General features: G+C 61.0%; 19 protein-coding genes. 9 read left to right on the top strand and 10 right to left on the bottom strand.

Going from position 1 to position 22,331, the window contains the following annotated elements:
• Positions 1 to 34 precede the first annotated feature (34 nt).
• Positions 35 to 1,144 carry a DUF362 domain-containing protein gene (locus tag ACZ500_RS00800; RefSeq protein ID WP_464230638.1) on the bottom strand — a complete coding sequence of 370 codons (1,110 nt, stop codon included), beginning with the start codon at positions 1,142 to 1,144 and terminating at the stop codon, positions 35 to 37.
• Between the two features lie 495 nt (positions 1,145 to 1,639).
• Between ACZ500_RS00800 and ACZ500_RS00795 the strand changes: the two genes are divergently transcribed.
• From ACZ500_RS00795 to ACZ500_RS00770, 6 genes are all read left to right on the top strand, one after another.
• Positions 1,640 to 2,263, top strand: a complete 624-nt coding sequence (locus ACZ500_RS00795; RefSeq protein WP_464230637.1) for a rhodanese-like domain-containing protein — start codon at positions 1,640 to 1,642, stop codon at positions 2,261 to 2,263.
• Between the two features lie 14 nt (positions 2,264 to 2,277).
• A complete protein-coding gene (locus ACZ500_RS00790; protein WP_464230636.1) occupies positions 2,278 to 2,460 on the top strand; it encodes a hypothetical protein in 183 nt (60 codons plus the stop codon).
• 213 nt (positions 2,461 to 2,673) lie between these two features.
• The gene (trxA, locus tag ACZ500_RS00785) at positions 2,674 to 2,997 is read left to right on the top strand and encodes a thioredoxin (protein ID WP_464230635.1); all 324 of its coding nucleotides are present in this window, start codon (positions 2,674 to 2,676) and stop codon (positions 2,995 to 2,997) included.
• 186 nt (positions 2,998 to 3,183) lie between these two features.
• Positions 3,184 to 4,128: a thioredoxin-disulfide reductase gene (gene trxB, locus ACZ500_RS00780; RefSeq protein WP_464230634.1), complete on the top strand. Its 945-nt coding sequence runs from the start codon at positions 3,184 to 3,186 to the stop codon at positions 4,126 to 4,128.
• A gap of 23 nt (positions 4,129 to 4,151) precedes the next feature.
• The gene (locus ACZ500_RS00775) at positions 4,152 to 4,910 is read left to right on the top strand and encodes an outer membrane protein assembly factor BamD (protein ID WP_464230633.1); all 759 of its coding nucleotides are present in this window, start codon (positions 4,152 to 4,154) and stop codon (positions 4,908 to 4,910) included.
• A gap of 13 nt (positions 4,911 to 4,923) precedes the next feature.
• Positions 4,924 to 5,112, top strand: coding sequence for a hypothetical protein (locus tag ACZ500_RS00770; protein WP_464230632.1), 189 nt, complete (start codon positions 4,924 to 4,926; stop codon positions 5,110 to 5,112).
• A 424-nt stretch (positions 5,113 to 5,536) separates the two neighbouring features.
• On the opposite strand, the gene alaS is transcribed toward ACZ500_RS00770, so the two are convergent.
• The 9 genes from alaS to ACZ500_RS00725 form a co-directional block, all read right to left on the bottom strand.
• On the bottom strand, positions 5,537 to 8,179 hold the full coding sequence (gene alaS / locus ACZ500_RS00765; RefSeq protein WP_464233134.1) for an alanine--tRNA ligase: 2,643 nt from the start codon (positions 8,177 to 8,179) through the stop codon (positions 5,537 to 5,539).
• A 112-nt stretch (positions 8,180 to 8,291) separates the two neighbouring features.
• The gene (recA, locus tag ACZ500_RS00760) at positions 8,292 to 9,332 is read right to left on the bottom strand and encodes a recombinase RecA (protein WP_464230631.1); all 1,041 of its coding nucleotides are present in this window, start codon (positions 9,330 to 9,332) and stop codon (positions 8,292 to 8,294) included.
• A gap of 247 nt (positions 9,333 to 9,579) precedes the next feature.
• Complete coding sequence (thpR, locus tag ACZ500_RS00755; RefSeq protein WP_464230630.1) at positions 9,580 to 10,155, bottom strand: RNA 2',3'-cyclic phosphodiesterase; 576 nt, start codon at positions 10,153 to 10,155, stop codon at positions 9,580 to 9,582.
• On the bottom strand, positions 10,127 to 11,383 hold the full coding sequence (locus ACZ500_RS00750) for a CinA family nicotinamide mononucleotide deamidase-related protein (RefSeq protein ID WP_464230629.1): 1,257 nt from the start codon (positions 11,381 to 11,383) through the stop codon (positions 10,127 to 10,129). The genes thpR and ACZ500_RS00750 overlap by 29 nt, the downstream gene beginning before the upstream one ends.
• Positions 11,384 to 11,470: 87 nt before the next feature.
• Positions 11,471 to 11,986: a phosphatidylglycerophosphatase A family protein gene (locus ACZ500_RS00745; RefSeq protein WP_464230628.1), complete on the bottom strand. Its 516-nt coding sequence runs from the start codon at positions 11,984 to 11,986 to the stop codon at positions 11,471 to 11,473.
• Positions 11,987 to 12,130: 144 nt separating this feature from the next.
• Entirely contained in the window at positions 12,131 to 13,303 is a 1,173-nt protein-coding gene (larC, locus tag ACZ500_RS00740; RefSeq protein ID WP_464230627.1) for a nickel pincer cofactor biosynthesis protein LarC, read from the bottom strand.
• A gap of 87 nt (positions 13,304 to 13,390) precedes the next feature.
• A complete protein-coding gene (locus tag ACZ500_RS00735) occupies positions 13,391 to 14,539 on the bottom strand; it encodes a (Fe-S)-binding protein (RefSeq protein ID WP_464230626.1) in 1,149 nt (382 codons plus the stop codon).
• 231 nt (positions 14,540 to 14,770) lie between these two features.
• The gene (locus ACZ500_RS00730) at positions 14,771 to 15,727 is read right to left on the bottom strand and encodes a radical SAM protein (RefSeq protein ID WP_464230625.1); all 957 of its coding nucleotides are present in this window, start codon (positions 15,725 to 15,727) and stop codon (positions 14,771 to 14,773) included.
• A gap of 245 nt (positions 15,728 to 15,972) precedes the next feature.
• A complete protein-coding gene (locus ACZ500_RS00725) occupies positions 15,973 to 16,152 on the bottom strand; it encodes a hypothetical protein (RefSeq protein WP_464230624.1) in 180 nt (59 codons plus the stop codon).
• Positions 16,153 to 16,482: 330 nt separating this feature from the next.
• Between ACZ500_RS00725 and ACZ500_RS00720 the strand changes: the two genes are divergently transcribed.
• The 3 genes from ACZ500_RS00720 to ACZ500_RS00710 all read left to right on the top strand — a co-directional run bounded on the left by ACZ500_RS00720 (position 16,483) and on the right by ACZ500_RS00710 (position 22,314).
• Entirely contained in the window at positions 16,483 to 18,255 is a 1,773-nt protein-coding gene (locus ACZ500_RS00720) for a 4Fe-4S dicluster domain-containing protein (protein ID WP_464230623.1), read from the top strand.
• Positions 18,256 to 18,405: 150 nt separating this feature from the next.
• Positions 18,406 to 19,290, top strand: a complete 885-nt coding sequence (locus ACZ500_RS00715) for a CoB--CoM heterodisulfide reductase iron-sulfur subunit B family protein (protein WP_464230622.1) — start codon at positions 18,406 to 18,408, stop codon at positions 19,288 to 19,290.
• 3 nt (positions 19,291 to 19,293) lie between these two features.
• Positions 19,294 to 22,314, top strand: a complete 3,021-nt coding sequence (locus tag ACZ500_RS00710; RefSeq protein ID WP_464230621.1) for an FAD-dependent oxidoreductase — start codon at positions 19,294 to 19,296, stop codon at positions 22,312 to 22,314.
• The last annotated feature ends 17 nt before the right edge of the window (positions 22,315 to 22,331 follow it).

Raw genomic sequence — 22,331 nt, 5'->3', positions numbered from 1 at the left:
CCGAAAACACGATGGAGGCGCTTCCGCCCGCCGATCAGAGGGATATCAGTTCATAGTCGCGGCTCCCGAGCCCCACACGTTCGGCATGCTCGAACTGCACCTCCCAATCGACCTTGGGATAAAGGCTGCGGAATTTGTCCTGTGCGGCATCCGCCTTATCGGCCAGACAGGCCATTCCCGACACAGGCTGGCGGTTGACGAGATCTACGGAGGCCTGATCGATGGCGACCGGATCCCTTGAAGCGACGATCCCCACGTCCTGCACGATGGGGGCATCGCTGAAGCCGTAGCAGTCGCAGGCCGGAGAGATATTCGTCAAAAAATTGATGAAAAGGGCCCGTTTGCGTTTCCCGAGCAGGACCGCCTGCGTGTATTCGACCATCTTCTTCAGAAAGACGGGGATGTCCGCGTTCCACTGCACCTCGATCGCCCCGTTCGGACAGATGAGGATGCACTCCCCGCAGCCGACGCACCGCTCCGGATCGATCCGCGCCTTGCCTTTGACGATCGAGGGTGCGCCGTGGGCGCAGTGCTCCACACAAGCCCCGCATGCCACGCATTTCTTGGCCTTGACCTTCGGCGAGAGGCCGCTGTGCTGATCCAGCTTGCCTCTCCGGCTGGCACATCCCATCCCGAGATTCTTGATGGTCCCGCCAAACCCGGACAACTCGTGCCCCTTGAAATGGGCGACGCTGATCAAGGCATCCGCTTCGACGATCTCCTTGCCGATAAAGGCCCGTCTGATCAATTCCCCCGGGATCTCGACCTCAGCGCAGGTAGCCCCTCTCATCCCGTCGGCGATGATGATCGGCGCCCCGATCACGCTGTAGGCAAACCCGTTCGCGATAGCCGTATCGAGGTGGGAGACGCTGTTGCCCCGGGTTCCGGCATACAGGGTGTTGCTGTCCGTCAAAAAGGGCTGCGCGCCCAGGGCCTTGATGTCCGCGACCACCTGGCGGAGGAAAAGCGGCCGGATAAAGGCCGTGTTGCCGAGTTCACCGAAATGGAGTTTCACCGCAACCAAACCACGCTTGGGCACGACGTCCTTCAACCCCGCCGTCTCCATGAGACGGCTCAACTTACCGAGGAGATTCTCCTTGATGGAAGTCCGCAAGTCGGCGAAAAAGACCTGGCTCTTTGCCATGGCTGTCCTCCTGAATGGCATGGTTGAGCGGCCGCCCCGGGGGCAACCGCGCAGTCGCCGGGAAACGAATGACCGTGGCAGTGCAGGGCCCCACGCGCAAAAACGCCGTTCCGGCGAAAAAACCCTCTGGGGACTGCAAACCCGGCCGCGCTGGATCAGCATGATCCTGATAAACACCAAGCAGCCTGAAATCTAATGTATTCCCGAATTGGCTGTCAAGGGCCATAGCTTGCAACCCATGATTTTCATTGACAGGAAAAGCCCCGTTGGATTAAAAACCTTAGGCATTGAATCGAAGAAATAGACAGGGCGCGGGTGCGCCCCGATCTGGTCAGCCCCCGTTTTGCGGTCCAGCCGGTTGGGGTCGACTGGATTTTGAGGACGCTTGGCCCAGCGGTCGGGTATCCCTGATCGGATGACGCTCGCACGCCCATCTTCAAGAAAAGGATACCGAGAGACCCACTGGTTTTGGTTCAAGGTCTCATCGATGAAACCATGAAATACGCGCTTCACGCTACGATAATGCTGTTCTCGGTGCTTGTGTGCATCTTTTGCTCCGCCGGTCCGGCCGAGGCTCAGGAACCCAGGAAGATCCTGAGCATCGAAGCCCTCGATATGCTCAATACGGTCCCCGACACCTATCTGCTTGACATACGGACAAGGGCCGAGTACCAGTTCGTGGGCCATCCCGTCGGGGCTTACCTTTTCCCCTATCAGTTCTTTACGGACACCTTCAAGAAATCCGATGAAGAATACACCTATCAACTGAGTCCTAAAAACGAGAAGTTCGTGGAACAGGTTGCTAAAGTTTTCAAGAAAACCGACAATCTGCTTGTCCTTTGCCGGGATGGCACACGCAGCGCCCAGGCGGCCGTCGATCTCCTGAAAGCGGGTTTCAAAAACGTCTACGATGTAGAAGACGGCTTCGAGGGGTCGCTTTTTCCGTTTTCCGAAGACAGCAACCGCCACAAGTATTTCAGGCAATTGGCCAAACGCAACAAGATTTATGGCTTCAATCACCGGCGGCATAACGGCTGGCAGTGGTGGGGACTTCCGTGGACCTATGAAATGGATCCGAAATATATCTACCCCCCTGATCTTGCATCTGCCGAAAAATAAGGAGGATCTCAGGAATGGAATCGCCAGAGCTTATCGAATTGATGAAACAAATCGAGGAAAAGGGGATCGGCTGGGATAAAGTCCAGGAGAAAGCGAAGATTTCTCACGCTTTGCTGAACCTTTACGCAAAATCGGGACCTGTACCGGTCACCGTCATGAAGAATCTCGAGAAGGTACTGAATGAGGGGACGGCCTGATCGGGCAACCGTGCCTTCACCGCTTCTTCGCTGCATGCCGGTCGCACCGCAATCCGTGAAGCCGCGCGCCAACCGGCTTTACCTGCGATAGAGGTGGAAGAAACCGCGGCAAGCATCCGTTTGGATGGGGCGAGCCTTCGAGAAATCGAGCACGGGCGATTGAATTGCCCGATGAACCTTATTATCCTCAAATCATCATTAAGGAGAGTATCCATGTCCGACATGCTTTATGTGACCGATAGCACATTCGATGACGAAATCCTGAAATCCGACATCCCGGCCATGGTCGATTTCTGGGCGGAGTGGTGCGGCCCCTGTAAAATGGTCGGGCCTGTGATTGAAGAGTTGGCTAAAGAATATCAGGGCCAGATCAAGGTCGCCAAGATGAACGTGGACGAAAACCGTCAGACGCCTCCGCGCTTCGGTATCCGGAACATCCCGACCCTGCTCTTCTTCAAGAACGGTGAACTGGTTCAGACGGTCATCGGGGCCCACCCCAAGAGCCATATCGCCGAGGAACTGAAAAAGCTCCTGTAGGCGGAACGGTCCGCTTTTCGAAACGGTTTACCTGTCGGGACCACCCGGCAGGTCCGATCGCGCGGCGTTGGGTCCGCCTGATTCGGGAACTTTCGTTGATGCGCCCGTTTCCACCCTGAAGCGTGGTCAGGTCGTTCCTGAATGGAGAGCCCGTGCGTACCCCAAAACAGTTTCAGGATGGAAATCATGTATGATCTCATCATCATCGGAGGCGGTCCAGCAGGCTTGACCGCCGGGCTATACGCCGCCAGGGCCCGGCTCGACACGGTTCTTCTGGAAAAACTCGCCCCGGGGGGGCAGATCCTCACGACGGATTGGGTGGAAAATTACCCGGGTTTCCCGGACGGCATCTCGGGCTTCGAACTGATCGACCGTATGAAAAACCAGGCGGAAAAGTTCGGCCTGGACATCCAAAGCCGTGAAGTCACTCGGCTGGACCTGGCGGGCGAGACCAAGATCGTCCACACCGACAAAGGGGAACTGAAGACGCTGGCGATTGTCCTTGCGACCGGCGCCTTTCCCCAGAAGCTCGGTGTGGAGGGTGAAAGTCTGCTGACAGGTAAAGGCGTGTCCTACTGCGCCACCTGCGACGGCCCCTTTTACCGCGATCAGGAGGTGGCCGTCATCGGAGGAGGGGATACCGCCGTGGAGGAGGCCCTTTTCTTGACGCGCTTCGCGAGCAGGGTCCACCTTATCCACCGCCGCGACAGGCTCAGGGCCACTCAACTCCTGCAAGACCGCGCCATGGCCTCGGAAAAAATCCACATCCTCTGGGATACCATCTGCAACCGCATCACCGGTGAAACCGGCGTCGACGGTCTCGACCTTCGAAACGTAAAATCCGGAGAGACCTCTCACCTGACTGTGCAGGGGGCCTTTATCTTCGTCGGATACAGCCCCAACAACCAACTGCTCGATGGTCTCCTCAAAACAGACGACTACGGATTCGTTGTCACCGACCAAAACATGCAAACCTCCGTCTCCGGTGTCTTCGCCGGCGGAGACATCCGCTCCAAGCAGCTGCGCCAGGTCGCTACAGCGGTGGGGGAAGGGGCCGCCGCGACCTTTGCGGCCGAAAAGTATGTCGAAGACCTGAAGGCCCATCGAGAGGCCGCCGGCCAAACCTCATGAACAGTGAGCATCGAACCGACCGTATGAAAACGCCTCGTTTTGTTCTGCAATGGTGCGCGATCTTCGCGCTGATGGGATTTCTCCTGAGCGGCTGTGCGCTGTGGCACAAGGTCTTCCCTCCTGAGAAGGAGGAGGAAAAAGGTGCGACACTGCTCCTCAGCGACGGCATGGACGCCATGGACAGAGGCTACTATCAGGAGGCCATCGACAACTTCCAGCAGATCACCGACCGGTACCCTTACAGCCGGGAGGCCGTAAGCGCCGAACTCAAGCTGGCCGATGCCTACTTCTCCAAGGGCCTGTACGAGGAGGCCTTCGGCTCCTATGCCGATTTCGAAAAGCTGCACCCGAACCACCCCGAAATCCCATACATCATTTACCGGATGGGACTCTGCCACTACGAGCGTATGAAATCCATCGACCGCGACCAGGAATATACGTTCAAGGCCAAGGAGCATTTCGAGCGACTGATCAAGCGTTTTCCGGACTCACCCTATGCGCAGGCAGCGAAACTGAAGGTGCGGGACTGCTACGAATCGCTGGCCCAACATGAACTCTACGTCGCCAACTTCTATTTCAAGACCGGCCGCTACGGCGCCGCTGCAGGCAGGTACGAATACCTCCTCCAAAATTACCCCGACCTGGGCCAATACCATGAGGCCCTGATCAAACTCTCGGAGAGCAGAGAAACGCTCGCTGACGCCCCGCCCGACGGCGAGGCCGCCGAACCGGCCAAAAAGAAACCCGCCTGGTGGAACCTGCCGGCCCGCATCTTCAACTAGTTTCCATCCGGAAATGGTGTTTTTGACCAATCTCGGCGTCAATCTGCGCGTTTGCTTGTGCGGCGACCTGCAGGTCGCCTCCGCACAAACGCTTGATTTCCTTGATATTGGCCAAACCGGGACCCGCCGCGTAGCGGTGGGACTGAGCGGCGAAGCGGTGAAGAAAAATCCTCATTTCCAGATTGGAAACTGGGTTCTATAGGGGAATCATTTCCGGATGGATACCAATTAATCCACCTTTGTCATATTCACGCCGCGGCCGACCGCGGCGTGCGTGCCTGGAATTTCAATGATATTATAGAAATAACGTCAAAAATCCGGTGATTTTCTGGGCATGAAATGGGGAAGTCAATGGGGGGGGACAAGCTCGATCACAACTGCCCGCCCGAACATCCACACAATTGAAAAAGGTGAGAGGTCCGTCGGTGCCGCAAGGCGATCCTGCGGCACCCCTCTTCTGTAATGCGTCGTCGATTCCTATATCGCCGTGACACTTGAACGTAGCGCGAAAATCGGTGATAATCCAGGACAGTAGCCTGCCTTTGTAGCAATGCCAAAGCATTGCTCGTTTTTTCAATCTCTTGTTTGTAAACTCGAGTTCAAGGAGTTCCCCTGTTTTCACCGGGTCACGAACGGCCCGCCATCAGCGCATAGAAAGCCTCGATCGCCTCGGCGAGCTTCTCCGGCCGCGTGCCCCCGCCCTGGGCCATATCGGGACGGCCGCCGCCTTTCCCCCCGACGACGGGAGAGAGCTGACGGACGATGTCCCCGGCCTTGAACCGGTTTTGGAGATCCGCCGTCACCACACAGATCAGCATAACCTTCTGCTCGTGCGCGGCGCCCAGGAGGATCACACCGGAGCCAAGCTTGTCCCTGATGCGGTCCGCCGCCTCCCGCAAGGCCTTCGGGCCATCGGCCTCCAGCTGTTGGGCCAGCACGGGAACCCCCCCGATACGCCGGACATCCTGCAGCCATTCATCCGATTTGCGGCTCAGGAGACGTGCCTTCAGGGTCTCGATCTCCCGATCCTTCTCGCGATGCTCCCGCACCAGGCGCTCGACCCGTTCGATCAGGGCGTCCGCCGTCGTCTTGAGGAGCGCCGACGAGCGCCGGATCGTCTCCGACTCCTCCTCGTCGTGGAGAAGCGCCGCCTCCCCGGTCAAGGCCTCGATGCGCCGGACATTGGCCGCCACACCCGCCTCGCTCACGATCCGGAAAAGGCCGATGTCTCCAGTCCGCGCGGTGTGCGTCCCGCCGCAGAGTTCCTTGCTCACGTCATCGCCGACGCTGACCACCCGGACCCGCTCCCCGTACCGCTCCTCGAAAATGGCCATGGCACCGGTATGCACCGCGTCTTCCCGGGACATGACCTCGGTCGCAAGCGGGTGATTCTCGCGGATGCGGGCATTGACCCGCCGCTCCACATCCAGAAGCTTTTCGGTCGAAGCCTGCGTGAAGTGGCTGAAATCGAAGCGCAGCCGCTCGGGGGAAACCATCGAACCGGCCTGCTTCACGTGGTCGCCCAAGACCTCCCGCAGCGCGGCGTGCAGGAGGTGCGTCGCCGAATGGTTTGCCTCCGTCGCCCTCCGCAGTTTTTCGTCGACAACGGCCCTGACCTTTTCCCCCGCGGCGATCCGGCCACTTTCGAGCACGCCCTGGTGCACGGTCAGATCCTGGCCGTATTTGCGCGTGTCCTTCACGACGAACCGGCCCCCGTCGGATTCGATCCAGCCCCGATCGCCCACCTGCCCGCCGGCCTGGCCGTAAAAGGGCGTGCGGCTCAGGATCAGCTCGGCCTTGGCGCCGCTCGAAACGGCGTCCTGCTCCCGCCCGTCCACCAGGACAGCCACCACATCGGCCTCGGCCGCGAGATCGGTGTATCCCACAAACGGCGTCGTGACCCCCCGCGCCAGAACGGCCCGATAGCCCGCGGGAATCGCCTCTTCCCCGCTCCCCTTCCAAGACTCCTGCGACTGCGCCCGCTGCCGCGACATCGCCGTCCCGTAGCCCTCCATGTCGAGCGCGAGGCCCTCATCACGGACCACGTCCTCAACGATGTCGGCCGAGAGACCGTAGGTGTCGTAGAGCTTGAAGAGGACATCACCCGGGACGACCCGGACTCCGTCGGCACACAGCCGCTCGATCTCATCCTCCAGGACACGCATCCCGTAGTGGAGCGTATCCGCAAAGCGTCTCTCCTCGTTCGTCACCACCCCTTCGATAAACGGCTGCGAGCGGGCCAGATCGGGGTAGTCCGGCTCCATGACCTCAATCACCCGGCTGCACACCCGGTTGAGGAACACGTCCTGCAGCCCGAGCACCTGGCCGAAACGGACAGCCCGGCGGATGATGCGCCGCAGGACATACCCGCGGCCCTCGTTCGAAGGCATCACACCGTCGTTGATCAGGAATGTGACCGCGCGCGAATGATCCGCGATCACACGGAACGCGACGTCCTGCCGCGATTCCTCGCCATAACGCCTCCCGGAAAATTCCGCGATCACCCCCAGGATGTCCCTGAAGATATCCGAGCCGTAGTTCGAGGCAGACCCCTGGATGACCGCCGCCAGACGCTCGAGCCCCATACCCGTGTCGATGTTCGGGCGCGGGAGCGGCGTAAGGCTTCCATCCGGGCTCCGATCGAACTGGGTGAAGACCAGGTTCCAGATCTCCAGAAACCGGTCGCAGTCGCAACCGGGGAAGCACTCGGGGCGGCCGCAACCGATCTCCGGCCCCTGGTCGATGTAGATCTCGGAGCAGGGTCCGCAGGGCCCTGTATCCCCCATCGCCCAGAAATTGTCTTTCTCCCCGAGAGGAACGATCTTCTCCGGCGGGATACCGACCTCCTTCTCCCAGATGCGCTGCGCCTCGTCGTCATCCTTGAAGACCGAGACATAGAGCCGTTCTTCCGGCAGGCCGTAGATTCGGGTGAGCAACTCCCAGGCCCACACGATAGCCTCCTCCTTGAAATAGTCGCCGAAGGAAAAGTTGCCGAGCATCTCGAAAAAGGTGTGGTGACGCGCCGTGTAGCCTACATTGTCAAGGTCGTTGTGCTTGCCGCCTGCGCGAACGCATTTCTGGCACGTGGCCGCCCGGGTATAGCCCCGCTTCTCTTCTCCCAGGAACAGCCGTTTGAACTGCACCATTCCCGCATTGGTGAAAAGCAGGGTCGGGTCGTCCCTCGGAATGAGCGGAGAGCTCTCCACGATCGCGTGGCCCCGGCCCTTGAAGTAGTCGAGGAAGGCCCGTCTGATCTCTCTGAAATCCATTGGCATCGTCATGAACCTGTTCCATCCTGTCTAAAAATAACCCCCATGCGGGGGACGGCACCGTCTGGGCGGATACCGGTCTTTTCACTGCGTGGACCTGCCGGTCCTTGTTTCAGGCGGTTTCGGCGGCGGCCTCCGCCGGCTCAACGCCGGCCTCCCGGGAGATGACCTGCCTCAGCCCGGACTTTTCGAGGATCATCACGGCGATCCGATCCCGGATATCGGTGTTCTCCGCCAGGAAGCGCTTCACGTTTTCCCGCCCCTGCCCGATGCGGTCCTCCCCGAAGGAGTACCAGGCGCCGCTCTTCTCCACGATGCCCAGTTCCACCCCGAGGTCCAGGATATCGCCTTCCTTCGAAATGCCCTTTCCGTAAATAATGTCGAACTCCGCCTCCTTGAAGGGCGGGGCGACCTTGTTCTTGACTACTTTCACGCGAGTGCGGTTGCCGATCGTATCGGCGCCCTCCTTGATCGCGGCGATCCGCCGGATATCGAGGCGTTGACTCGCATAAAACTTGAGTGCGTTTCCGCCCGTGGTGGTCTCGGGGCTTCCAAACATCACACCGATCTTCATCCGGATCTGGTTGATGAAAATCACACAAGTGTGGGACTTACTGATGGTGGCCGTCAGCTTCCGCAAGGCCTGACTCATGAGCCGGGCCTGCAACCCGACGTGCTGATCGCCCATCTCCCCTTCGATCTCGGCCCGGGGGACCAATGCCGCGACCGAATCGATGACCAGAACGTCGATGGCCCCGCTCCTGACCAGTATCTCGGCGATGTCCAGGCCCTGCTCACCGGTATCCGGCTGGGACACGAGCAGGCTGTCGACATCCACCCCGAGGTTCCGGGCATACGTGATATCCAGGGCGTGTTCGGCGTCGATGAAAGCCACCATCCCCCCCTTGGCCTGGGCCTCCGCCGCTATGTGGAGCGCCAGGGTGGTTTTCCCCGAGGATTCCGGGCCGTAGATCTCCACCACGCGTCCGCGGGGAACCCCCCCGACCCCCAAGGCGAGATCGAGAGCCAGTGAACCGGTTGAAATCGCGGGGATATCCAGAACCTTCTGCTCCCCCATCTTCATTATCGAGCCCCGGCCGAACTGTTTTTCTATCTGCGAAATCGCCTGTTCCACGGCCTTTCCTCGGTCCATCACATCAACCTCCCCACTATAGTTTCCAACCGGAAATCATGATCAAGCAAGAACTCATCTCGAACTCGGCCATAAAGAATCCTCTTCACAGGCACCGCCTGCCCGGTCCCATCCATCCCGAGAGGGTCCCCGGTAGACCAAAAATCGAGCGAACGCGCAGATGGACGCCGAGGTTGGCTAAACAGACCGTTTCAGGGTGGAAACGATGCCAACGTTCGACTGCCCATCCTGCAAAGCGCACCGCCGATCATCTCGATCCGGACAGCGGCCAGGCGCCGAGACGGGTGTACACCGCACCCCCCGGCTTCAGGTCACTCCTGTAAAGGACCACTTCATCGAGGACGCCGAGCGGTGTAGCCCATTGCGCCCGCTCCTTCAGGCATCGATCGAGCGCCTCGCCGGGCCGCGCATTTTCCCGGAATCTCCCCACGGTCAGATGCGGCCGGAAAGGGCGCGTCTCCCGCTGAATGCCGAAGGGCTGCAGGGAATCCTGCAGGGCGTCACGGAATGCCCCCATCCGATCGAGGTCCCCTGAGAGACCGATCCAGAGAACCCTCGGCCGGCGGCGGCCGCCGAACGTCCCCAGCCCTTCGAGCGCCATCCTGAAGGGGCCGTATCTGCTGCAGACAGCGGCGGCGGAGGACCCGATGCCGTCGAGATCCCCCTGCGGCACATGACCGAGGAAAATCACCGTCAGATGCACATTGCCCGGCGCCACCCAGCGCACGTCGCGGATCAGGGGATGCAAGTCCCGGTGAACCGAATCGACCCCCTCCTTCAGGACGTCGGGCAGATCAAAGGCCAGAAAGGAACGGATCTCCATGCAGAAAACGCCTCACCCAGTCGAGAGCCATCATGGCTGCATTCTTCCGGATCTGTTTCCGGTTGCCCCAGAAGCAATATCGCCCCGCAAACGGGGTCCCCGCATGCGCCAGAGCGAAATAGACCGTACCCACGGGTTTCTCGGCAGAACCGCCCGCAGGGCCTGCGATGCCCGTCACCGACAGGCCGATGTCCACCTTCATACGCCCGCGCACCCCTTCGGCCATCTCGAGCGCCGTCTCGCGGCTGACGGCGCCGTGCCGATCGAGCGTCGTCCGCCGAACGCCCAGAAGATCCACCTTGGCGGCGTTGCTGTAGGAGATCACACCCCCTTCGAAATAGTCCGAACTCCCCGGCACATTGGTCAACATCTGGCCGATCATGCCCCCGGTGCAGGACTCCGCCGATGCCAGTTTCAGCCCGGCCTCGGTGAGCCCCCAGCCCACCACCTCCTCCATGGTATCGCTCCCCGACGCGAAGACATACTCCCCCAAAAGCCCCTGGACGGCCGATTCGGCCTCGTCGAGTTCACGGCTCACGGAGGGTTCGTCGGGGCCCCTCAAGCTCATCGTGACATGGTTTTCGGGGAAGCGGGGATAGAAACCGAATTGGACATCCGGAGATTTGGCCTCCAGCCGCTTGAAGGTCTCCGCGATGACGGGCTCGCTGACGCCGTAAAGCTTCAGGATGCGCTGACGAATCACCGGCAGGGTCTTGAAGCGATGCAGGATATCCGGCAGGACACACTCATCCATCAGGTAGCGCATCTGATCCGGTACACCAGGCAGAAAATACAGCCGGACACTCCCCTCGACCATCCGGAACCCGCACGCATTTCCCTCCGGATTCAGCATTTGTGCGCCGCCGGGCATCCAGGCCATCTTTTCGAGTGCAGCGGTCATCTCCATTCCGCGCGCATCCGCATGGCTCTTGATCAGGTCGAGCATCTGCCGGTCGAGGCAGAGCGGCCGCTTCAAGGCCTCCGCCACGATCTCGGTCGTCATGTCATCCTCAGTGGACCCGAGGCCCCCGGTCACGATGACAAACAGAGATTCGCCGAGCGCGCGCGCGAGGGCATCGCTGACCCTTTCCCGATCGTCCCCGACAGCCGTCATCCGGGTCACCCGAAGACCCGAGGCCGTCAATCGGCCCGCAGCGTACCACCCGTTCAGGTCGAGGGTCCTGCCCGAAATGAGTTCACTGCCTATCGTGATGATTTCGCCGTACATGTTTCGCGTGCCGGATATTCCCCACTGCTGCGCTATGGGTGGGCGCCCCGCGCTCTCGACGCACCCTGACCGGCCGGAAACCCGCCCTCAGGCGGCATGCGTCAGCCACAGGAAAATGCCGAGTGCGATCCGGGCGTACACCCCGGCCAGAAGATCATCGGCGACAATCCCCAAGCCGCCCTTCAGACTCTCGAGCCGCCTGATCGGATAGGGCTTGAAGATGTCGAAAAAACGGAACAGGAAAAAACCAGCGGTCCAACCCATCCACGAAGGCGGGACCAGAAAGAGGGTCACCAGGGTGCCCGCGACTTCATCGATTACCACCGGCGAGGGATCGTCCTTTCGGAGCAGCCGCCGCGTCCGCTCCGAGGACCAGAAAGCCAACCCGAACAGCGTCAGCGCCACCAGCACCCCCCATCCGCTCCCGGCAACGCTCACCGCATAGGCCAGAGGCAAAGCCGCCAGCGTGCCAAACGTCCCCGAGGCCACCGGGGCAAGACCGCTGCCGAACCAGGTCGCCAGAATCAAGGCCGCTTTATCGGGGAACGAGGCGGTCCCGAACACCGCTCCGGGGGTCAAGGTATCAGATCGGTCTCTGGACATCAAGCAGCGTTTGCCTCCGCTTTCGCCCCTCTTTCAGAAAGGACCCGGTACGCAGCGCCCGTGCGGCTGTCAGCAGCGCCGATCGGCCAGCGGGCACTTTCAGGCCGATTCGCACCCGAGGGGCGCTTGAATCGAGGATGACCATCACGGCCCAGCGTCCTGCCGGGCCGTCACCCAGGCGTAAACGTCCCTCAAAGGGACCTTCCGGCTGAGGGCCACCGCCCGGCAGGCCTCGAATTCCGGCACCAGCCGGCTGCGGCCCCCCGGGTCTTTCACGCGCTTGACCCGAAGGGGCCCCCAGGGGCTTTCCAGCGTCACAACATCGCGATCGAGGACCCTTCGCTCGCAGGTGCGGAACCGGACACCGAGGGTGGTGCTCTCTTCGAAAAGAATCCGCGTCAGATCGTCTTTCCGCTCAGGATGGGCCACGACCTGGACCTGGGTCCCCGGGCGGTTCTTCTTCATCTGCGCGGGGATGAAGACCACATCCAGCGCACCGGCGCCGAAAAGCCTTTCCATCATGAAGCCCAGGGATTCCGGGCTCGCGTCGTCGAGGTTCGTTTCGAGGATGAGGACGGTCTGCGTCTCACCGGCCGCAGCGGCCTCCCCAATGAGGACCCTCAGGCAGTTCGGTCTGTCCGGCAGATCCCGCGAGCCGGCGCCGTATCCCACCTGCTGGATCCGCATGGCCGGCATCGGACCGCAGGACGTGGCCAGGGCCTTCACCAGGGCGGCCCCGGTCGGGGTCACCGTCTCGGTCTCCGTAGAAGCGTCCCGAACCTCCAGCCCCTCCAGGATCGCGAGGGTGGCGGGGGCAGGCAAGGGCAGCCTGCCGTGGGCCGACGGTGTAAACCCGCGGCCGAGGGGCAGGGGGGAGACATGGATCTCCTCGATGCCCATGCATTCGACCCCGAACACGCCGCCCACGATGTCCACGATCGAATCGACCGCACCGACCTCGTGGAAGGTCACCGCCTCCGGAGGAAGGCCGTGGACCGCACCCTCCGCCCGCGCCAGGATCTCGAAAACGGCCTGCGCCGTTCCTTTGGACCATTCGCTCAAGGCTGAGGCGCGGATGATGCGGCGGACATCCTCCAACCGGCGATGGGTGTGCTCGTGATGGAGCATCTCCACCAGGAAGCGCGTTCCCTGGATCCCCTGGCGCAGCTCTTTGCGCATCTCCAGTCGGTATCCTTCGAGCGGCATCGTTTCAAGCGCCGCCCGGAGCACGTCGAAGGGCAGTCCGGCATCCAGCAGCGCGCCGATGAACATGTCGCCGCTGACACCGGCATAGCAATCGAAATAGGCTGTTTTCATCCGTTCCGGCCCCGCGGGCCCGAGGTCCACGCGCCAAAAAAGCCTTACCCGTGCAGGTAAGGCTTTCAGGAGGCAGCGATCAAAGGATTAGAGGGCTTCCGCGATCAGTTCGGAGATATCCTTGATCTCGATGTCGTCTTCCTTGTTGGTGGTCTTCCGGCTATCTTCGAGCATGGAGATGCAGTACGGACAGGCCGTCGCGAGGATCTTGGCCCCGGTCTCGCACGCCTCGTGGATTCTGAGATCCGAAAAACGCCACTCGGGCGGGGTCTCCATCCACAGCCGCCCGCCGCCGGCGCCGCAGCAAAGGCTGTCCTTCCGGATGCGCTTCATCTCGACGAGCTTTCCTCCGGTCACGGCGGAAATGAGGGCCCTCGGCTCGTCATACACCTCGCTGTGCCGGCCTAGATAGCACGGATCATGATAGGTGACCGTGGTGTCCAAGGTCTTCGAGAGCTTGAGTTTGCCTTCTTCCAGAAGCTTCGCCAGAAACTGCGTGTAGTGCATGACCTCGAAATCCGCGCCGAATTCGGGGTATTCCTTGGAAAACGTGTAGAAACAGTGGGGGGAGGTGGTAATGACCTTCCTGACGCCCTTTTCACTGTAAAGCTTGATGTTTTTCTCGGCCGTTTTCGTGAACAGTTCTTCGTCGCCGATCTTGCGGACCGATTCGGCGCAGCAGTTCTCCTCCTCGCCGATGACGCCGAAGGAGACTCCGGCCGCCTTGAGCACCTTCACCATGGCCTTGGCGATCTTCTGGCTGCGTGCGTCGACGGTGGACGTGCAGCAAACGAACAGGAAGTATTCCTGGCTGCCGTCGAACTTCGGGACATCGAGTCCGCTCATCCACTGGACCCGCTTCTCTCGCGGTTCGGACCAGGGGTTGCCCTGGCTGTGGACGCTTCCCGTGGCGGTCTTGAGGACGCCCGGCAGCGAACCGGCTTCGACCATCATCCCGCGCATGGCCTTGACGATATCGATGATAGTGACGCCCCTCGGGCACTTCAGGACACACTTGTTGCAGGTGGTGCAGCCGAAAAGGATATCGTCCGATTCGTAGCCTTCGACGCCAAGCTGCGCCATGCGGATCATCTTGCGGATATTGAACGGCCCGTCGACGATGCGCCACGGACAGGACCCGGCGCACATGCCGCATTGCATGCAGAGATTGAGCTTTTCGGCCCCCATCCCCACGAGGGCCTCATTGACTTCATATAACGGGGTTAATGCTTCCATGAGGTGTGTGCTCCTTTCAGAATTTTGGCCTCTCCGGTTCAGCCGGACGTGGGCAATCCAAAGAATGTGATTTTTTTAACAAACGCCTCCATTAATGTCAACAGAAGATGACGCATGAAAAAACCGGCTTTCCAGAGGCCCCTGGAGGCTTGCAGCCGCATTCCACGCCCGGCCTTCCGGAAGCGGGAACCGGACGGCGAAGGGGCGCGATGCCCGCTCGGCCCCGCCCCCTCAAGGGATCGGACCGAAAGGCTCCACGGCCGTGAAATCGGGGACGAGCGGCCTCCACGACACCCCATCCGCTCCCGCAGGCACGTCCTCCGGAAACTGCACGAACAGGTTTCTGAATCCAAGAGCGAGCGCATGGTCGAAAACCCGGTCGAACTCGTCTTTTCGGAGGCGCCGGTTGAGGGAGGCATGCGGCTGGGGGGTCACGGGATGGTATTGCGACATCAGGCTCAAAGGAAGGCCGTCACCAAACTCCAGGAAGAGCATCGTCAAGGCGTTCAACGAATTTTCCACCTCCCCGGGCAGGATCAGGTGCCGCACCAGTACACCCCCTTCGGCCAACGCGCCCTCCTTTTTGAAGGAATCCAGGAACCCCTTCTGCCGGATCATCTCCGCTATCGCCTCCAGGGCCTTCGAGGAGTAGTCCGGACAGCGGGACAGTTCACGCGCGAGGTCCTGGTCGGCATACTTGAAATCCGGCAGGTAGATATCCGCAAAAGGGGCCGCCCGTTTCAACAGGTCGACCCGCTGATACCCGGAGAGGTTGTACACGAAAGGAATACGGACATTTCCCCGTTCGCGGCAGATCGACACGACCTCGAAGACATCGGGAAAGAAGTGATCCGGCGTGACGAAATTGACGTTGTGCACACGGCGGCGCCCGACCATATCGACGATGCGGCCGGCCAACTCCTCCGCAGAAAGCACCTCGCCCACGCCCCCGCGCGAGATCTGATGATTCTGGCAGAAACTGCAGCGTAGGGCGCATCCTGTAAAAAACACGGTGCCCGACCCCCTTTCCCCGCTTATGGGCGGCTCCTCCCCGAAATGCGGGCCGATGTAGGCTACCCGCGGGGTATCGGCCTCTCCGCAGACCCCCCTGCGGACCGAGCGGTCTACCCGGCATTCGCGCGGGCAAAGGCGGCAATCGTCATACAACGCTCTGTCGTTCCCGTCCATTCAGAAATGCCCGTCCGGCACGATCACGCTCCCGGTCCAAAAATGCGGGGTCTTCTGCACAGGCCTTGCCTGCTCACTCCCAGTCCTTCAGGGTGGATCCCGATTCTTTCAAAGGCTTCGCCCGCTCGGCCCCATCCCTTCACAGCCGGTCACCGTTCGGCCAAGTTCAGGTAAATCAACCGGTCGCGCCAAGGCGATCCGGCAATGTCAAGGCACGAGGTAGTATCCATCCGGAAATGATTTTCTTATAGAACCCAGTTTCCAATCCGGAAATGAGGATTTTTCTTCACCGCTTCGCCGCTCAGTCCCACCGCTACGCGGCGGGTCCCGGTTTGGCCAATATCAAGGAAATCAAGCGTTTGCGCGGAGGCGACCTGGTGGTCGCCGCACAAGCAAACGTGCAGATTGACGCCGAGATTGGCCAAAAATCCTCATTTCCGGATGGAAACGAGGTAAAGATGCAAATCGACACAGAGATCGGCCGAAGAGATCCTTTCCGGGCGGTGATTGGTCCGTGGTTCGGGAGCCCGGCAATCCCCTTGTATACGTGCCTCTATCCTTATCCGCCCAGGCGATCCGCAAATCACGAAGCGTCGTATTGTACCACAACGGCCGAAAAAAGTTTGTGAATATATTCTTTTGACAAAAGCACTCACAATCGCTATAAGGGTTGATCGCAAAAAGCCAATCCGGGGCGAATCGCCTTTAAAACCCTGCGGTTTTGCCCTTCAAGGGAATCATGAGGAGGTCCACGCATGTTTTTCACCGTCTCGCTCTATACCTCTTTGGCCATTCTTCTCATCGGCCTGATCTACAAAATCGGCACGTGGTTCACCCGTCAGGTGGGCATGGGCGGGAAGGGTTTCACGACAGGAGAGCGTGTTGGAGCCGCGATCAAAGGCATCCTGGCGGTCCTGTTCAGCGCGAGGCTGGGAACCCTGATCAAGGCCTTTTTCGTCGACGTTCTCTGGCAGCAGCGCATCCTCAAGGAAGACGGGCTGCGCTGGATCATGCACATGCTGATATTCTGGGGGTTTACGCTGCTCCTGCTCATGCACGCCCTCGGCAGCATCCTGACCGTCGCGGTCTTCCCCGACTACGCCTCGACCCTCAACCCTTACATGTTCCTGCGGAACCTCTTCGGTGCCATGGTCGTCGTCGGTGTGGCCATCGCCATCTACCGGCGCTTCATCCTGAAGGTCCCGCGCCTCAGAACCAGCGGCATGGACAAATACGCCATCCTCATCCTCGCCGTCATCATCCTGTCGGGCATCTTCCTCGAAGCGGTCAAAATCACGTCTCACACGGATTTCATGCGCATGGTGGAAGACTACGCCGACTCGACCGATCCGGAGGATGTCAGGCCGCTCGAAAGCTACTGGGTCGAGCACTTCGGCGTGGTGTCCCCCACCGCTAAAGCGCCCTTCGACGCCGAGACCCTGGCAGCCGGGGGGGAGATGCACGAAATGAGCTGCGCCGCGTGCCATTCCGCCCCGCAGTGGGCCTTCACCGGATACCCGCTGGCGAAGATCATCAGCCCGATCGCCCTTGGCCTCGACCGGGCGGGCGCAAGCACCTTCCTCTGGTATATGCATCTCTGGGCCTGTTTTTTCGGACTGGCCTATCTGCCCTTCAGCAAGATGTTCCATCTCTTCGCCACGCCGGTCAGCCTCCTGGCCAACGCCGTGATGAGCCCCGAAACCTCCGATCCGGCCAACATCGCCACCCGCCAGGTGATGGAACTGGATGCCTGCACGCATTGCGGCACCTGCAGTCTGCGCTGCTCCGCCGCAGGGGCCTTCGCCGCGATGGGGAACGAATGCATCCTCCCGTCCGAAAAGATGGCGGTCCTCAAGAAGTGGGTCTCGCGTAAAACCATCAGCCCCGAGGAGAACCGGGCGCTGATAGAAGGCGTCTGGGTCTGCACGAGCTGCGACCGGTGCACCGTCGTCTGCCCGTCCGGCATCAACCTGAGGGAGATGTGGCTCAACCTTCGGGAAGTCCAGTTCGAAAAAGGCTACGCCGACCCGGTGGTGCTCTCGCCCCTGTCCTATGTCGTCGGGATGTTCCGCAAGGGCCTCGCCTCCGATGACTATCCGGAGCCGAGCGAATCGGCCAAAAAGCGGTTCGCCCTGGATTTCGAGGCCTTGAGGGCACAGAACCAGCCCATCGCGCTCCATGCGACGGCGTCGGGCAAGGGGACGGCGCTCAGCCGTGCAAACACCTTCAGCTACTGCTTCGGCTGCCAGAACTGCACGACGGTCTGCCCGGTCGTCGGCAGCTACGAAGAGCCCGAAAAGGCGCTCGGCCTCCTGCCGCATCAGATCATGTGCTCCCTCGGCCTGGGCCTCGTCGATATGGCTGCCGGTTCCCGCATGATCTGGGACTGTCTGACCTGTTATCAGTGCCAGGAACATTGCCCCCAAAACGTGCGGGTTACGGACATCCTATACGAACTGAAGCATGTGGCGATCCGGAATCAGGAGAAGTCCGCCGAAAAGATCGGCGCTCCGAGCCAGGCCGCCTGATCGGCGCTTCTCCTGGAATCAGTCCTGCCGGGCCTGCCTCCGGAGGTCCGACCCGCCAAAGACCGGGTCGATTCGGGCGCAGGCCGGTGCGAGTCTTCGAACCAGGCCGATCGGTTCTGGTCATGATGGAACGGAATTGAGGTGCCAACCATGAACTTTGCATTTTTCCTAGGCTGCAACATCCCGGCCCGTGTTCCGCAATACGAGACGGCCTCCCGCGCCGTCCTCGCGCGCCTCGGGGTCGAACTCCGGGATTTCCGCGAATTCAACTGCTGCGGGTACCCGCTGCGCAACATCGACGAAACGGCCTTTCTGGTCTCTTCCGCCAAGAACCTGGCCCTCGCCGAACAGGCCGGGCTGGACATGCTGACCCTGTGCAAGTGCTGCTATGGTACGCTCAGGAAGGCCCAGTACACCCTCCGGGGGGATGAAGACCTCAAACGCGAGGTCAACCGGATCCTGGAGCGCGAAGGGCTGCACTACGAAGGCAAAACCGAGGTCAAACACCTCCTGTCTTTCCTGCACCGGGAGATCGGCATCAAAACGCTCAAAGACACCCTGAAGACCAGCTTCAAGGGACTCAGCATCGCCGCCCATTACGGCTGTCACGCCCTGCGCCCGAGCGAGGTCACCCAGTTCGACGATCCGGTCGCTCCCACCCTCTTCGAAGATCTCGTGAAACTGCTGGGGGCCAAACCCGTGGACTGGCCCACGCGCCTCGAGTGCTGCGGGGCCCCCCTGCTCGGCATCAACGATCGGGTGTCGCTCGATCTGACGCGCAAGAAGCTCCGGGACGGGAAAAAGGCCGGCGCCGATTTCCTCTGCACCGCCTGCCCCTGGTGTCAGCAGCAGTTCGACACGGTTCAGCAGACGATCGTTTCACACAACGGCAGCAAGGAATACCTCGCTTCGATCCTTTATCCGCAACTGCTTGGCCTCTGTATGGGCATCGACGCCAAGACGCTCGGGATCGAGCGGAACAAGATCGACATCAGCGGTGTCACGTCTTTTTTCGATACCGGCAAAGAGGAGTAAACCATGTCACAGAATAAAACCGGCGCTGTGATGGTCGTTGGGGGTGGTATAACGGGGATGCAGGCCGCACTCGACCTGGCCGATTCAGGTTATTTCGTCTACCTGGTCGAGAAGTCCAGTTCCATCGGGGGCATGATGTCCCAGTTGGACAAGACCTTCCCGACCAACGACTGCGCCATGTGAATTATCTCACCCAAACTGGTCGAGGTCGGCCGGCATATCAACATCGAACTGTTGACGCTCTCCGAGGTGATGGACATCTCCGGGAGCGAAGGTGATTTCCATGTCAAGGTCACGCAGCATCCGAGGTACGTGGATGTCGACAAGTGCATCGCCTGCGGACTCTGCGCCGAGAAATGCCCCAAAAAGGTGGACAACGAATACGACGAACGGCTGGTCAAGCGCAAGGCCATCTACGTCAAGTACCCCCAGGCAGTGCCGCTCAAATACGCGATCGACGCAAACAACTGCATCTACCTCACGAAGGGCAAATGCAGGACCTGCGAAAAGGTCTGCCCGGCCGGCGCCATCAATTACGAGGACAAGGGCAAGCAGCTCGACTTGCAGGTCGGCTCCATCGTCCTCGCGCTCGGCGGCCAGGTCTTCGACCCCGCGGTCCACGACACCTACGGCTACTCCAGGCATCCCAACATCGTGACCAGCCTCGAATTCGAACGGATCCTCTCCTCCTCCGGCCCTTACGGCGGCCACTTGGTCAGGCCTCTGGACCACAAGGAGCCGAAGAAGATCGCCTGGCTGCAGTGCATCGGGTCGAGGGACGAACATCCGGGGGCGAAAGGGTACTGCTCCGGCGTCTGCTGCACTTACGCCATCAAGGAAGCCATGCTCGCCAAGGAGCACAGCAAGGAAGGGCTCGACACCGCCGTCTTCTATATCGATATCCGGACCTACGGCAAGGATTTCGAGCGGTACTACAACCGGGCCAAGGACCAGATGGGCGTGCGCTTCATCAAATCCAAGATCACCAACATCACGCCTCTCGAAGACGGACGCCTCCTGCTCCTGTATGTGGATGAATCCGGCAGACGGGTCGAAGAGGATTTCGATATCGTGGTCCTCTCCGTGGGCCTCCAGGTCAACCCGGAATCGGCGGACTTGGCCGCCCGGTTCGGGGTCAAGCTCGATCACTATCGGTTCGCGAGCACCAGCAGCTTTGCCCCGGTCGAAAGCTCACGGCCGGGCATCTACGTCTGCGGCGTCTGCCAGGGCCCGAAGGACATCCCGACCTCCGTCGTGGATTCGAGCGCAGCGGCGGGCGTGGCCGGCAGCCGGCTCACCGAAGCGCGCTGGTCCCTGACGAAGACCAAGGAGATTCCGAAGGAAATCGACATCCGCGGCGAACCGACGCGGATCGGGGTGTTCGTCTGCTGCTGCGGCACCAATATCGCCGGGACGGTGGATGTACCGGGCGTCGTCGAGTTCGCCAAGGGGCTGCCTGGCGTCACCTACGCCGAACAGAACATGTTCAGCTGCTCACAGGACACCCAGGACAAGATGCGGCAGGTGATCGAGGAGCACCACCTCAATCGCGTGGTGGTGGCCGCCTGCACCCCCAAGACGCATGAACCGCTCTTCCAGGAGACGCTGACCAACGCGGGCATCAACAAATACCTGTTCGAGATGGCCAATATCCGGAATCAGTGCTCCTGGGTCCACAAGGACGACCCGGAAGCCGCCACGGCCAAGGCCAAGGACCTGGTCCGAATGGCCGTCGCAAAGGTCGCCCTTCTCGAACCCCTGCCCGAGCCGAAGCTCCAGATCATTCCGTCCGCGCTCGTCATCGGCGGCGGGATCGCCGGGATGGCCGCGGCGCGCAACCTGGCCGACCAGGGGTACACCACCTATCTGGTCGAGAAGACCGGCGCACTCGGCGGCAACGCCATCCATCTGCACGAGACCTGGAGGGGGGAAGACATCCAGGGTCAGCTCGCCAAAATGATCGAGGCGACCCAGTCCAACGAGCGGATCCAGGTCTTCCTCAACTCCCGGATCACCCAGGTCGACGGGTTTGTCGGGAACTTCCGCACCACCATCCACACGAACGGGCAAGATCAGGTCCTGGAGCACGGCGTGACCATCTTCGCTTCGGGGGCCTCCGAGTACAAACCCGATCAGTACCTCTACGGACATGACCGGCGCGTCGTGACAGGGCTCGAACTCCAGCAGCGCTTCATCGACCAGGACCCCGAACTCGAAAAGGCCGACACGGCGGTCTTCGTCCAGTGCGTGGGCTCCCGCATCCCCGAGCGCCCTTACTGCTCGAAGGTCTGCTGCACCCAGTCCATCAAGAGTGCCCTCAAACTGAAGGGCATCAATCCACGGATGGAGATCTTCATCGTCTACCGGGATATGCGCCCCTATGGGCTGCGCGAGGACCTGTACCGGGAGGCGCGCACCCGCGGCATCCGCTTCATCCGGTACAACTCCGAGAAGGGCCTGGACGTGGCCGTCAGGGACAATAAGCTCCTGGTCGGCTTCATCGACCGCGTCCTGCGCCGACCCATGGAAATCCAACCGGACATCCTGGTGCTCGCCTCGGCCGTGGTGCCCGAGAAGGAAAGCCCCCTGGCGCAGTTTTACAAGGTTTCCCAGAACGATGACGGGTTCTACGCCGAGGCCCACGTCAAGCTGCGGCCGGTGGATTTTGCCACGGACGGGGTGTTCGTCTGCGGGCTCGCCCATGCGCCCAAGCCGATCGACGAGTCCATCACGCAGGCCCAGGCGGCGGCTGCCCGTGCGGTCACCCTGCTTTCTGCGAAGATCATCCCGGTCAGCGGCACGGTCGCCCAGGTCGACCCGAACTTCTGCAGCCAGTGCGGCGTCTGCGTAACCATCTGCCCCTACTCGGCCCCCCGGTTCAACGAAAAGACCGGCAAAGCCGAGATCCAGTCGGAGCTCTGCAAGGGCTGCGGCCTGTGCGCAGCTTCCTGCCGCTCCGGGGCCATCCATCTGAAGGGATTCGACACCTCCCAGATCATGGCCATGATCGACCAGGTCGGCTGATGCATGAGACGGGGGGA

Source organism: Desulfatiglans parachlorophenolica, assembly GCF_055394735.1.
The sequence above is the reverse complement of the archived record's forward strand: the minus strand, read 5'-3'. Positions and strand labels throughout refer to the sequence as shown.